This is a genomic window from Microbulbifer maximicatervae (SeqCode), from assembly GCF_052467065.1.
Genome location: NZ_CP174299.1, coordinates 3,468,666 through 3,480,637, shown reverse-complemented (window position 1 = coordinate 3,480,637; position 11,972 = coordinate 3,468,666). Strand labels below are relative to the sequence as shown.

Here is an 11,972-nt window from a genome sequence, read left to right as displayed (position 1 = left end):
TACTCAACAATCAAGGAGCCTCTTGCGCGGGATTATCAATTCACAAAAAACAGAGTCAACAACAACATTAAACCTCCATAAAAAAATGAGAACCAATCGAGCATTATTTTTTAAAAAAATCCCCCAAGAACAATCAAGCACCATTAAGAGAACACTTACCACACAGATAACACCTCCAGACTTCAAGTTATTTACTTTATATTTGGAAGATGGGATCATCTGCGTACCAACAAACGAGAAAAACAATGAAAATAACAGGCCTAACTGTCGCACTAATTGCTGTACTTCTCTCCACCAACCCAGCACATGCACAGGAGGATGCATCCTTTAAGAAATGTAAAAAGTGGCAACAAAAAATTGAGCACTTCCGCGAAGAGAGAAAAGATGGCGGATCAGGAAAGCAGATGGAAAAATGGAAAGACAAGATAAGAAAACTGAGAGAGAAATTTAAAGAATATAACTGTGATCAATATAAGCGTCACTTGTAATCAAGGATTGATAACTGCAGCACCCAAGAAAGGTTAAGCGCCTTCCCCTTAATATCAAATGTGCGTTAAATAAAAAAGGACGCCGAAGCGCCCTTTTTTGGCTGCATGACTGATTACCAGTGGAAATCAAACTTGTAGCCTACACCAATATTGAATGACCAGGGGTCAAAGAGGTAATCACCACCAAATCTGTGGCGATAGAACTCATTGTCATCATTGGTATCGAACCAGAAGGCATCCACCTCAATATCGGTATCTACATCATAGTAAATAGCGGCAAGATTAATCAGCCAGCTACTATCATGACCGAAATTAAAGTCGACACCAATCTGCCAAGTGTATCCCCAGTTGTCACCCAGGTTTACACGACCATCCCAAGGCCGGAACACTTCAACATCATCATCGAAATCCCACCAACCCCAATGTCTCAGGCGCTCATCGGTAAAGTCGGTATAGTTAATACCTACTCCCATATAAGGCTGAACCATGCAGCTGGGATCTAAAGGATAATAATTCAGATAAGCAGCCGTGATTTGAGGCTTCCATCTAGCGAAGTCGCGACGGCGGTGGAACTCATCAAAGTCCGGGTTAAAACGACGTAACCAAGGTCTGTTATCTCCTCCTGTGTGGCGGTCACCCTCGGTGTAACTCAGGGATACACTCATATGGTCGGTAGCCCGCCACTCTACATTGATAAACCAGCCCCACTCATCACTGGGATCAATGTTAGAGCGGAATGCACCCCAATCGTCAATAAAGTCATCTGGCCCTTCGAGCCATCTGTCAGCAAAAGTGGCATTGTCCGAATTAGGCGAGATATAGGCCCCACCAATTCGAACCTTAAACTCCTGGGTCTTTGGTGGGGGGGGGGCATAGCCAGCCGGTCCTGCCGAAGCGACACTAGAGATTGCTAAGGCGAGGGGCGTCATAACGGGGATCAGAATACGCGTCATCTTCATTTGTGGTAACTCCATTGATATTCAGCAGATCAAACAGCAATCAGCCCAATCAATGGTCAGTCTAGTCGCACGAAGTAACAGGTGTAGAAAAAACAAACAAATGTTGGCGTGTAAAAAAGTATTTATTGTTTTCTGGCACTTAAACCGCTTTTTGGCGTTTAATTTTCCCGAACAAAGTATGATTTTTAAAATGGATAGGCGCCTCTTGGAATTCTAGCGGCCACCAGAGCAAGAGAGATATGAAGAGATCGAAATTAATAAACAAAAAATAGACGCCATTTCACCACTGATTTTTACAACCAGCAAAAGCTTATGAGGGCTTTCGTGACGCAAAAAGAAACTAAAAATTTTTGAATGGCTGTTTACATGAAAAACGCGACAGGTCCCAGAACTGGAACCTGTCTGAGTTGTTTTAAATAAAGCGCTGAATTACGACTTTTTTCCACCACCCTGGCATTCAGGACTCTGGGGGGCCTGCCCCTCCCACTCTTCCGGGCTGTAAGTGTGCAGAGCCAGAGCATGTATCGGGCCGGCCATTTCTTCAGACAATGCCGCATAGACTTTTTGATGGCGCTGCACTTTCCTTGCCGAATTGAACGCCTCACTCACCAAGACGACCCGAAAGTGCATTTCAGAGCCAACAGGCACATTGTGCATATGACTTTCGCATTGCACTTCAATATGCTGAGGCGAAAATTCCGCAGTCAGTTTATCTTTAATTGTCTCAGCAAGACTCATCTATCAACTCCTTTATTTGCGATACAGCAAGGCTACTTTCCAGAACCTAGCTGACAACCTTAGCCTGTTGCTTTCTCGCCTCAACAATCGCTTCATAGGCAACAGTAATACTTTTCATCTGATCATCCGCATGACGCATAAACTCTTCAGGCAACCCCTTGGAAGCAATTTTATCTGGATGATACTCTGCTGCTTTTCGGCGATAAGCTAATTTAAGCTCTTTATCACTGGTCTCCGGGGTACAACCCAACACTGCGTAATGCTGCTCCAGATTTGCAGCCGTACTCCTACCCCCGTGCAAAAACTCATTTTGCATTGCCGCAAATAAAGATTCATGCAAGCCAAGATCAATAGTGATGCGTTTTAAAATTTCTTCTTCTGCGCTGTGTAATTCACCATCGGCATAAGCAACAGCAAATAATAGGCGATACACCATTTCCCGCATTGCTTGATCGCGAACCAGCTGGCGATACTGTTTTGCGTAATCGTAAATGCTGTACTTATCAGTCTTGGCATTTTCAAAAATACGGATTGCATGCTTGCGCTCCTCAGTGCCTAGACGGAGGTTGTTTCTAATAAAGCCCTCTATAAACTCCACTTCAGCTTTAGAAACCAGGCCATCTGCCTTAGCCATTTTTGCCAACATCGAAAATAGAGTCACGATGAAGATTGTCTGGGCTCCATCCCTGCTCAGGGCCGAAGCAGCCTTCCCAAGGCGCTGCTGCAAACTGGAACCAAATGAACTGCCGATCCAGGCTCCCAATGCCGCACCAATTGGGCCGCCAAAAGGGCCACCGAACATAAAACCAAAGCCTGCACCTATCCCCGCCCCTAACCAGGACATACGCTCTCCTAGACGCTAAAAGTCGCGCCCGCTATATAAGAATCAAACATGTAAAACGCGCCTATCATACCACGTACTACGGCGCCTTAATCCCCAAATATGAATAACTGGTCACAACCCAATAGAACTGAACCCGCCAGGTCTATCTTTTGACGCGGCAATCAATCTCGAAACTATCACTAGTCCTCAGGCCCAATTATGTTTGAGAGTGAAAATCGAACTTAAAGGCAAGCCGAATGAAAATACGGCCAGACACAGCTCTCTTTCGCCCCCTATTGGCTTTGTGTGCCATAGCACTCCTCACGTTAACCGGTTGCGATCAACATCGAGGTGCATCCCAGCAAGAGGAGGTCAGCAGCACTCCAGGGCACCACGACTGGGAAACTATCGTAGAGGTCCTTCTGCACCCCCGCTGCCTCAATTGCCACCAGTTGGAGATGCCACTTATAAATGAAGGGTCTCCCCATGTTCCTAGAGTGGAGCGCGGTCCAGATAATATGGGGGCAGGTACCATGCGTTGCAATAACTGCCATTCAAATAAAAACAACCCTGTTACCGGTGCACCTGGAGCTCCAGGGTGGGTTATGGCACCCATTGAGTTGAACTGGTCACAAAAATCCTCAGCTCAAATCTGCAAGCTGCTAACTACTCCCCAAGACAACGGCGGGCGAGCACCAACCAGTCAACTGGAGTTTGTCAGTACCAGCCCACTGGTATTGTGGGGATGGCACCCAGGTGACAGCCGCCAACCGGTAAATATCCCCCACGATAAGTTCATTGAAGCAATGAAAGGTTGGATTGCAGCAGGGACACCCTGTCCACCGGAGAGGACATCAAACTAATTATGTATTTGCTAAATCTAAAATTATGCGGTTTACATTGAGATAAAAATTTTTAAAAAATATAATCTTAGTAGTACAAACATCGAAATAAATAACAGTCCGGTATCTAGTTGAAGTTATTCTCGGAACCCTTTTATGGCCCACGATTTAACGCTAGACCATCTAAGAAACACCTACTCCCAAGGTATTACAACACCGCGTGAACTCATTGCCAGTCTATTAAAGCAAGCACTGCAGCAAGCCAATTATAACGCCTGGATAACCCTATTAACGCGAGAAGAGCTAGAGCCCTATCTAGAAACATTGGACCGAATAAGGCCCAGCGATCTGCCATTATACGGAGTGCCCTTTGCTATCAAGGATAATATTGATCTTGCTGGAGTACCTACAACAGCAGCCTGCCCAGACTTTAGCTATATCCCTCGCGAAAGCGCATTTGTTGTAAAGCTATTGATTGAAGCAGGAGCCGTGCCGCTCGGCAAAACCAATCTCGATCAATTCGCCACCGGTCTAGTAGGTGTTCGCTCCCCTTACGGAGAAGGTAAAAACTCTTTTAACCAGGAGTATATTTCTGGCGGGAGCAGTGCGGGATCAGCTATTGCCACAGCACTTGGGCAAGTCAGTTTTGCTTTGGGAACAGATACTGCTGGCTCTGGTCGGGTACCTGCGGCACTCAATAATTTAATAGGCCACAAACCCACTCGGGGACTGCTGAGCACTACAGGGGTTGTCCCCGCCTGTAAAAGTCTCGACTGCGTGTCAATATTCGCCCTAAATTGTCAAGACGCCGCCAAGCTACTTGATATTACGGCGAAATTTGATTCAGCCGATATCTATAGCCGTACCACCCCATCTTCAAATAGGCTGCGGTACTTCCAGGAAAGCTTCCCTAACAATAAGATCAGTTTTTCTTTTGGTATACCTGAACAACTTGATTTTCAAGGGAACAAAGAAACCCAGGCACTCTTTGATCAATCTATCAAAAAATTAAAAGTGCTGGGCGGACGGGCTGTAACTGTAGACTTTAATCCTTTTATAGAAGCGGCAAAGCTACTATACGAAGGTCCTTGGGTAGCCGAGCGCTGGATTGCAACTCAAGGTGTAAAACCTAAATCCATGCTTGAGGTAATCCGGAAGGTTATTAACTCCGCGGAAACAAAAACTGCAGCTGATGCTTTCTTGGGACAATACCGCTTACAAGCACTAAAGAGAACCTGTGATAAAACACTGGAGAATGTCGATTTTATCATTATTCCCACTATACCGACTGCTTACACCCGCCAGCAAATATCCGAGCAACCCATTCAAAGAAATTCTATTCTCGGAACCTACACAAATTTTATGAATTTATTGGACTATTCTGCGACCGCAGTGCCCGCTGGCTTTCTCAGTTCCGGAATTAGCTGGGGAGTCACTTTGTTTAGCCAGAAACATTGCGATATGTCCCTGCTAAGTTTTTCTAATAGTTTACACCAGGCCTGTAATCTCCCATTGGCTGCTACAGGAGAACGCCCGGGAGAGACATCTAACCAAGACAGCGGCTCTCGCCATTAGCTACACCGGACAAGCTGGCAAAAATTGTAGTCTGTGGTGCATATCTCAAAGAGCAACCTCTCAACTGGCAACTCACTGAGCGGGGAGAACAGTTACATCAGAAAACAACAACCAGTCACCAATACCGACTCTATGTTCTCCCCGAGGAGGAGCGCCCCGCTCTGGTTCGCGATGAATCAGGAGATGGGCAAGCCATCCAGGTGGAAATATGGCAGTTACCAAGCGAATATTTCGGCAATTTAGTTGCTGCAATACCCTCTACGGAAGCTGGCTTAACTGGCTCCAATCCAAACACTAAGCCCACTCGGCAAATTTACTTAGCCAGGAGGCATTCGTTTTCCTTCCTACTACAAAGAGCTCTTCACTAGATTTTATATTGCCATCCTCCACCCTAACGATTACCCCACCCATTTCAGTTATCAGAGGCTCTGGCAGAAAAGCGAGCAGCCTATTATTTTTTACTAGCTGGCAAAGAACCCCATAATCATTTACAACGACCTGCACCTTGCGAGGATAATTAATTTCTGGCCAGCCATCGCTACCTATCCCCCGCTCTTCACCACAGAAGGGTGATATCCTCGGCGCGGCAAATGGATATTGCAAGATATCTGACACTGAAGCCTTCACCTCAACCCCCTGCTCCACTATCAAGGAGTGATCAGGCCCTGCAGCAATACACATTGATACTGAGCCAAGTGGCCGAGCATCCATTGTGGATGACAACTGCCCCAAAACCGCTCCGGTTATCAGGGCCAGGTCTACCTCCCCTCTGGATAACATCTTCAATGCCAAGGCTTCATAGGCCGATGTGAATGACAACCGCCCCCCTGCTTCCTCAGCAATAAACTTGCGGTGGATAAATGTACCCCAGGCTAGTTGCAGCATGGTCGGAGCAGCAATTCGACACTCCTGATTTACCTTTAGCTCGCCAACTTCAGAACGAATTCTTCTGGCAATCGCCACCATCTCAACCGCCCGACTTTGCAGTCTGCGGCCTGCGTCATTGATTTTCAGTTGCTTGCCAACTCGATCAAACAGGCGAGTACCCAGCTCTCCTTCCAGCCGCTTTAATGTTTTACTCAATCCGCCTGGGCTCGTATCCAACCTGTCTGCGGAGCGCTGCAGGTTCTCCGTCGCAGCAATCACTAGAAACTTCTCAAGTGCTTCTATTTCCATAGTGGAATCAAATATCTCTATTTTTGAATCGATTATTCACTAGAGTACTCTTAGAATCCCCTGCATCCAAGGTCATAGCTACACAAAACCGATGAAAAATATTCTTCTATTTTTGGCGCTGACAATCAGCTCAAGCGTATGCTTCACACAATCTTCATTAGCACAAAGTGACAATTCGGTCGGAATTCATGGCATGGCCCTGTTTACCGTCGGCGGGCAAATTATTGCCGCACATATGCCACTACATGGCGGAAAACACAGTCATCAAGTTATTTTGGAATTGGAGACTGATGACCAGGAGGAGGTGCAAAACCTTCTCAAGCGAAACGAGTTAGTCACATTGCTTCCAGACGAATTTTCTTTGCGCGAACTACGCGAGGGAAAACTTAATGCCTTTAACGCCGAATTGTTTACAGGGCATTTTGAACGAGGAGGAAAACTTGCTCTGCAAGCTGTTACTTTCCGGGTAACCTCTCGACTAATGGACAGTCCCCTTACCCGAACAGAAAATGGGCACTACCAATTAATACTTCTTGAAAATTCCACTTTGCTTGTGCATGAAATTGCATCCACCCCCAGCTTCGACCAAATACTGCTGGTCAGCACCGGCCATAATTTTTCCAGCGACATTTATAGCAGCAGTTTAAAACCGCTTTCGAAAGATAGCTGGCCAAAAAGCCTAACTAAAGCCGGCATCCACTATAAGGAAGAGCTGTATTTTGAAAGTCAGGATTTCCAGTAAATGACCAAACCGATACTGATTATCCAACATGAGGAGACTGAGGGCCCGGGGTATATTTATGACTGGGCTACAGAGAAGCGAATACCGCTTTCTATCATTAACCCCCAGAAATCACCACTTCCTCAAAGCGGCTTTAGCGGAGTTATTATCCTTGGTGGGATGATGAACGTTTGTGAGCGCAAAAGGCTCCCCTGGCTTGCCAATGAGATTGCATGGGTAAAAAACTGCATTGAACTTCCGATCCCAATACTGGGCATCTGCCTTGGGGCACAGATTCTTGCACATGCATTGGAAGCAGAGGTCCGCCAACTTCCTCAAGAGGAAATGGGCTGGCTACCTATAAGGTCTACAACAGCACTGAATTTCAATTTAGAGAATGTATTCCAGGCACATAGCTATTTCTTTGAAATTCCGGAGGGGGCAATTTGCTTGGCAGAATCTGACTTGTGCCCTCATCAGGCCTTTTTATTCAGCGAAAGAATAATGGGTTTGCAGTTTCACCTAGAGTGGTCCAGTGAAGATATTGCCCAACTATTTCCTGAATACTTTAAAACCTACGGTTCCTCAGACAAACTCCATCAGCAAGGGCGTTACTTTTTATATAAGATCCTAGACACTCACTTCTATAAACTAGACAACCTTAGATAAGAAGCTTAAGTATGAACAAGTGGTGCAATGCTGTACTCTCACCTAATAGTTATCGTCCTTACTTTTTAAGGGGTAGCCAGGGGCGCAAACTCATCCAAGAGTAGCCACCCCATATTAAACTGGCTATTAGTTACTACTCATCGGAGCATTCAATTCCACTCTCAAAGCAAAGGCCACCACGTTGGGAGCAAATTTCAAGTAATCTCCCCTTCGCTTCAATACGACTAAAGCCCTTAGAGTGAATACCCCCAGCTTTTACATCTGACATATAGCAGGCCCACTTAGGGCGCTCCTCCACCGGAACTGGATGTGCCAATTCAGACTGAGCTTCAATACTCGCCTGCAACTCCAAAATCAAGCCCTGAAGCCGATGGACATTTTTTCGTAACTTAACCACTTCTTTTTCTAAGTCACGAACATTTTCAGCTCCAACACCCTGTTTGTGGTCAGAGTGTACTTCTTTACGGAGCTTAACCACCTCTTTCTTTAACTGGCGGACTTCTTCCGCAGTTTGATGATTATCATGTGCAAATGCACTAGTGGAGAAAAGAGCAAAGGCAATTAAGAATGGCAAACTACGCATTGGGGTTACTTCCTAATGAATTTTTATTCCAGTAAACATTTTGGGAGGAATATAGCGCAACTAACCTTAACTCAAAATGAATTCTATCGATGGAGATACTCTGTTGACCGGATAAACATACCTACTCCAGCTATGACTGCCTCTTCACATTATTTAAATCAGAAGGATCTGTTTTAACCAGCAAAAGCGGACAAAATGCATTTGTTTTAGGTCAACAAAAAAGGGCGAACACCGTTCGCCCTCTCTTCCAAAGCCATGGATTTTGGTTACCCGCCAGTAAGGCTCCGCACCATACTGATCATCACACCCGCAGCCACCGCAGAACCGATAACACCGGCTACGTTGGGGCCCATTGCGTGCATCAACAGGAAGTTGTGAGGATTGGATTCGAGTCCTACTTTGTTGGACACCCGCGCGGCCATAGGTACGGCAGAAACACCAGCAGAACCAATCAATGGGTTAATCTTGTGCTTGCTGAATACATTGATCAACTTAGCCATCAACACGCCAGCCGCAGTGCCGATCGCAAACGCCACAATACCCAAAGCCAAAATACCCAGGGTTTTAGGATCGAGGAATTTGTCTGCCGCCAATTTCGAACCAACGGAAAGTCCCAGGAAAATAGTGGTGATATTGATCAGCGCGTTCTGAGCGGTGTCCGACAATCGGGAAACGACTCCGCACTCACGCATCAAGTTACCAAAGCAGAACATACCCAACAGCGGTGCAGCAGCTGGCAGGAACAGGGCCACCAAAATCAGCAGCAACATCGGGAAGGCAATTTTTTCCCGCTTGCTCACATGGCGCAATTGCACCATTTCAATTTTGCGTTCCTGCTCAGTGGTCAGGGCTCGCATAATCGGCGGCTGAATCATAGGCACTAGCGCCATATACGAATAAGCTGCTACAGCAATAGCCCCCAACAGGTCCGGGGCCAATAGGCTGGAAACATAGATAGCTGTGGGACCATCTGCTCCACCGATAATACCGATCGCAGCGGCATCGGCGATTGAGAAGTCCATGATTCCCGCTACCGAGAGACCCACAGCACCGAGCACCGTGGCAAAGATCCCAAACTGGGCCGCTGCACCGAGGAACAAGGTGCGCGGATTGGCTAGTAGCGGACCAAAGTCGGTCATAGCCCCTACACCCATAAAAATTACCAACGGCGCAATGCCGGAAGCAATAGCTACGGAATAGAAGTTATACAGCATACCGTTGTTGAAACCGGCATCCCGGGCAAACTCAGCTGCTTGTACCTGCACGGCTGCCGGCGCACTGGCCAGAGCTTCCTTTAGCGCGGGTAAAGCTGAAGTACTATCGAGGCCCAGGATCTGGGCCATTTGCGCCAAAACAGCCCCATCTCCCTGGGTAAGGGCTGTCTCTGCGGCTGAGAGTGCCAAATCGGCACCGGGAATATTGGCCAGGATTCCGCCGAAACCGATAGGCACCAAAAGCAGGGGCTCAAAGTTTTTGCGAATGGCCAAAAACAGCAGGCCCAGGCCCACCAAAATCATAATGAACTGGCCCGATGCCATCTGCGCGACACCGGAGGAATGCCAAAGAGTAATCAGATTATCCACGTGTGACTCCTACCTTTGGCTATGCAATAGACAGCAGGGCATCACCCACCGCCACTGAATCGCCTTCTTTTACTGCCACACTGGCGACGTTACCGGCACGAGGGGCACTCACCACAGTTTCCATCTTCATCGCTTCCAGTACTAACACCGCCTGGCCTTCGCTCACCTGATCCCCAGGTTTCACCATTACTTTGAAGATATTTCCAGCGAGAGGCGCATTAACCGGCTCACCTCCGGTAGCAGGCACCGAAGGTGCACTAGCTACAGGTGCTGAAGCAGCGCCAGACACTGGGGCAACATTGGTTAAGTCGCCACCATCGGCCACAGTGACGGTGTAGCTCTGCCCCTCCACAGTCACCGTATAAACTTCTTCACCTTTGTCGTTCTTGACTGCAGCACCTTCATTACCGGTAGGTACTGGCTCGAAAGCTTCTGGATTGCCACGGTTCTTCAGGAACTTCAGGCCAATCTGCGGGAAGAGTGCATAGGTAAGCACATCGTCGATCTCCCCCTCACCATCGGTCAGGGCCACATCTTGTTCACCCGCTTTCTCTTGAAGCTCTAGGGTTAACTTGTCCAACTCTGGTGCCAACAGGTCTGCCGGGCGGCAGGTAACCGGATTCGCTCCATCCAGTACCCGGACCTGCAGCTCCTGGTTAACTTCAGCAGGTGTCGCACCGTATTCGCCTTTCAAGACGGCGGCAGTCTCTTTGGAGATCGATTTGTAACGCTCTCCAGTCAGGACATTGAGCACCGCCTGGGTACCCACAATCTGGGACGTGGGAGTAACCAGCGGGATACAGCCCAGGTCTTCACGCACCCGGGGGATTTCCTCGAGTACATCATCCAGGCGATCCCCAGCGCCCTGTTCGCGCAGCTGGTTTTCCATATTGGTGAGCATGCCACCGGGTACCTGAGCCACCAGGATGCGAGAATCCACGCCTTTCAAGGAACCCTCAAACTTCGCGTACTTCTTGCGAACGTTACGGAAGTAAGCCGCAATTTCTTCAAGCAGGTTAATATCCAGCCCGGTGTCCCGCTCAGTGCCTTCCAAAATGGCCACCAACGCTTCGGTTGGGCTGTGACCATAGGTCATGGACATAGAGCTGATCGCGGTGTCCACGTTGTCGATACCCGCCTCGATACACTTGAGAGCGGTAGCCGTAGATAAGCCGGTAGTAGCGTGGCACTGCATATGGATGGGGATGTCCACGGCGGCCTTCAAACGTTTCACCAGCTCGTAGCCCTCATAGGGGCGCAGCAGACCGGCCATGTCCTTGATCGCGATGGAATCCGCTCCCATATCCTCGATCTGGCGCCCCAGATCCACCCATAAGTCCATGGTGTGTACTGGGCTCACGGTATAGGAGATGGTGCCCTGAGCGTGCTTCTCTTGTTTCTTCACCGCAGCCAGTGCGGTTTTCAGGTTGCGCATATCGTTCATCGCGTCGAACACGCGGAACACGTCTACCCCATTGACTGCAGCGCGCTCTACAAACTTCTCAACCACGTCATCCGCATAGTGGCGGTAGCCGAGAATATTCTGTCCCCTGAACAGCATCTGTTGAGGCGTATTCGGCATAGCTTTCTTCAATTCACGAATACGCTCCCAGGGATCTTCGCCGAGATAGCGAATGCAGGAGTCGAAAGTGGCCCCCCCCCAGGACTCCAGAGACCAGAAGCCAACTTTATCGAGCTTCTCAGCAATCGGCAGCATATCGTCCAGTCGCAGTCGGGTAGCGAACAGTGACTGGTGGGCATCGCGCAGGACTACATCGGTAATCCCCAATGGCTTTTTAACCTCAGTCATGGGTT

Annotated in this window: 13 protein-coding genes; 6 read left to right on the top strand and 7 right to left on the bottom strand. The window is 48.1% G+C overall.

Translation table 11 applies throughout. From position 1 onward, the window contains the following. Positions 1 to 245 precede the first annotated feature (245 nt). A complete protein-coding gene (locus tag ACJJI1_RS15340; RefSeq protein ID WP_444957208.1) occupies positions 246 to 488 on the top strand; it encodes a hypothetical protein in 243 nt (80 codons plus the stop codon). Positions 489 to 601: 113 nt separating this feature from the next. Here the strand turns inward: ACJJI1_RS15340 and ACJJI1_RS15335 are convergent, their stop codons facing one another. The 3 genes from ACJJI1_RS15335 to djlA form a co-directional block, all read right to left on the bottom strand. Next, positions 602 to 1,447, bottom strand: a complete 846-nt coding sequence (locus tag ACJJI1_RS15335) for an OmpW/AlkL family protein (RefSeq protein ID WP_413665047.1) — start codon at positions 1,445 to 1,447, stop codon at positions 602 to 604. 429 nt (positions 1,448 to 1,876) lie between these two features. Further along, positions 1,877 to 2,185, bottom strand: a complete 309-nt coding sequence (locus ACJJI1_RS15330) for a BolA family protein (RefSeq protein ID WP_282933570.1) — start codon at positions 2,183 to 2,185, stop codon at positions 1,877 to 1,879. 46 nt (positions 2,186 to 2,231) lie between these two features. Then, positions 2,232 to 3,029, bottom strand: a complete 798-nt coding sequence (gene djlA / locus ACJJI1_RS15325; protein ID WP_444957207.1) for a co-chaperone DjlA — start codon at positions 3,027 to 3,029, stop codon at positions 2,232 to 2,234. Between the two features lie 236 nt (positions 3,030 to 3,265). On the opposite strand from djlA, the gene ACJJI1_RS15320 reads away from it, so the two are divergent. The 3 genes from ACJJI1_RS15320 (at position 3,266) to ACJJI1_RS15310 (ending at position 5,793) form a co-directional block, all read left to right on the top strand. Next, positions 3,266 to 3,871 (top strand): hypothetical protein, encoded by a 606-nt coding sequence (locus ACJJI1_RS15320; protein WP_444957206.1) that lies wholly within the window; start codon positions 3,266 to 3,268, stop codon positions 3,869 to 3,871. Between the two features lie 135 nt (positions 3,872 to 4,006). Continuing rightward, positions 4,007 to 5,425, top strand: a complete 1,419-nt coding sequence (gene atzF, locus ACJJI1_RS15315; RefSeq protein ID WP_444957205.1) for an allophanate hydrolase — start codon at positions 4,007 to 4,009, stop codon at positions 5,423 to 5,425. A 14-nt stretch (positions 5,426 to 5,439) separates the two neighbouring features. After that, positions 5,440 to 5,793 (top strand): allophanate hydrolase-related protein, encoded by a 354-nt coding sequence (locus ACJJI1_RS15310; protein ID WP_444959391.1) that lies wholly within the window; start codon positions 5,440 to 5,442, stop codon positions 5,791 to 5,793. Here the strand turns inward: ACJJI1_RS15310 and ACJJI1_RS15305 are convergent. After that, positions 5,720 to 6,601 (bottom strand): LysR family transcriptional regulator, encoded by an 882-nt coding sequence (locus ACJJI1_RS15305; RefSeq protein ID WP_444957204.1) that lies wholly within the window; start codon positions 6,599 to 6,601, stop codon positions 5,720 to 5,722. The two genes, ACJJI1_RS15310 and ACJJI1_RS15305, sit on opposite strands and share 74 nt — an antisense overlap. 91 nt (positions 6,602 to 6,692) lie before the next feature. Between ACJJI1_RS15305 and ACJJI1_RS15300 the strand changes: the two genes are divergently transcribed. Further along, complete coding sequence (locus ACJJI1_RS15300; RefSeq protein ID WP_444957203.1) at positions 6,693 to 7,343, top strand: hypothetical protein; 651 nt, start codon at positions 6,693 to 6,695, stop codon at positions 7,341 to 7,343. Further along, positions 7,344 to 7,991 carry a type 1 glutamine amidotransferase gene (locus ACJJI1_RS15295; RefSeq protein WP_444957202.1) on the top strand — a complete coding sequence of 216 codons (648 nt, stop codon included), beginning with the start codon at positions 7,344 to 7,346 and terminating at the stop codon, positions 7,989 to 7,991. Positions 7,992 to 8,124: 133 nt separating this feature from the next. Here ACJJI1_RS15295 and ACJJI1_RS15290 read toward each other — a convergent pair whose 3' ends face one another. The 3 genes from ACJJI1_RS15290 to oadA form a co-directional block, all read right to left on the bottom strand. Continuing rightward, a complete protein-coding gene (locus ACJJI1_RS15290; protein ID WP_444912572.1) occupies positions 8,125 to 8,574 on the bottom strand; it encodes a hypothetical protein in 450 nt (149 codons plus the stop codon). A 266-nt stretch (positions 8,575 to 8,840) separates the two neighbouring features. After that, the gene (locus ACJJI1_RS15285; RefSeq protein WP_282933579.1) at positions 8,841 to 10,157 is read right to left on the bottom strand and encodes a sodium ion-translocating decarboxylase subunit beta; all 1,317 of its coding nucleotides are present in this window, start codon (positions 10,155 to 10,157) and stop codon (positions 8,841 to 8,843) included. Between the two features lie 19 nt (positions 10,158 to 10,176). Beyond that, the gene (gene oadA, locus ACJJI1_RS15280) at positions 10,177 to 11,967 is read right to left on the bottom strand and encodes a sodium-extruding oxaloacetate decarboxylase subunit alpha (protein ID WP_444957201.1); all 1,791 of its coding nucleotides are present in this window, start codon (positions 11,965 to 11,967) and stop codon (positions 10,177 to 10,179) included. Positions 11,968 to 11,972: the final 5 nt, after the last annotated feature.

What these genes read in the sequence shown, in the direction of transcription:
- ACJJI1_RS15340 (WP_444957208.1), top strand. Translation starts at nt 246, where the DNA reads ATGAAAATAACAGGCCTAACTGTCGCACTAATTGCTGTACTTCTCTCC.
- atzF (WP_444957205.1), top strand. Translation starts at nt 4,007, where the DNA reads ATGGCCCACGATTTAACGCTAGACCATCTAAGAAACACCTACTCCCAA.
- oadA (WP_444957201.1), bottom strand. Translation starts at nt 11,967, where the DNA reads ATGACTGAGGTTAAAAAGCCATTGGGGATTACCGATGTAGTCCTGCGC.
- ACJJI1_RS15295 (WP_444957202.1), top strand. Translation starts at nt 7,344, where the DNA reads ATGACCAAACCGATACTGATTATCCAACATGAGGAGACTGAGGGCCCG.
- djlA (WP_444957207.1), bottom strand. Translation starts at nt 3,029, where the DNA reads ATGTCCTGGTTAGGGGCGGGGATAGGTGCAGGCTTTGGTTTTATGTTC.
- ACJJI1_RS15330 (WP_282933570.1), bottom strand. Translation starts at nt 2,185, where the DNA reads ATGAGTCTTGCTGAGACAATTAAAGATAAACTGACTGCGGAATTTTCG.
- ACJJI1_RS15320 (WP_444957206.1), top strand. Translation starts at nt 3,266, where the DNA reads ATGAAAATACGGCCAGACACAGCTCTCTTTCGCCCCCTATTGGCTTTG.
- ACJJI1_RS15300 (WP_444957203.1), top strand. Translation starts at nt 6,693, where the DNA reads ATGAAAAATATTCTTCTATTTTTGGCGCTGACAATCAGCTCAAGCGTA.
- ACJJI1_RS15290 (WP_444912572.1), bottom strand. Translation starts at nt 8,574, where the DNA reads ATGCGTAGTTTGCCATTCTTAATTGCCTTTGCTCTTTTCTCCACTAGT.
- ACJJI1_RS15335 (WP_413665047.1), bottom strand. Translation starts at nt 1,447, where the DNA reads ATGAAGATGACGCGTATTCTGATCCCCGTTATGACGCCCCTCGCCTTA.
- ACJJI1_RS15305 (WP_444957204.1), bottom strand. Translation starts at nt 6,601, where the DNA reads ATGGAAATAGAAGCACTTGAGAAGTTTCTAGTGATTGCTGCGACGGAG.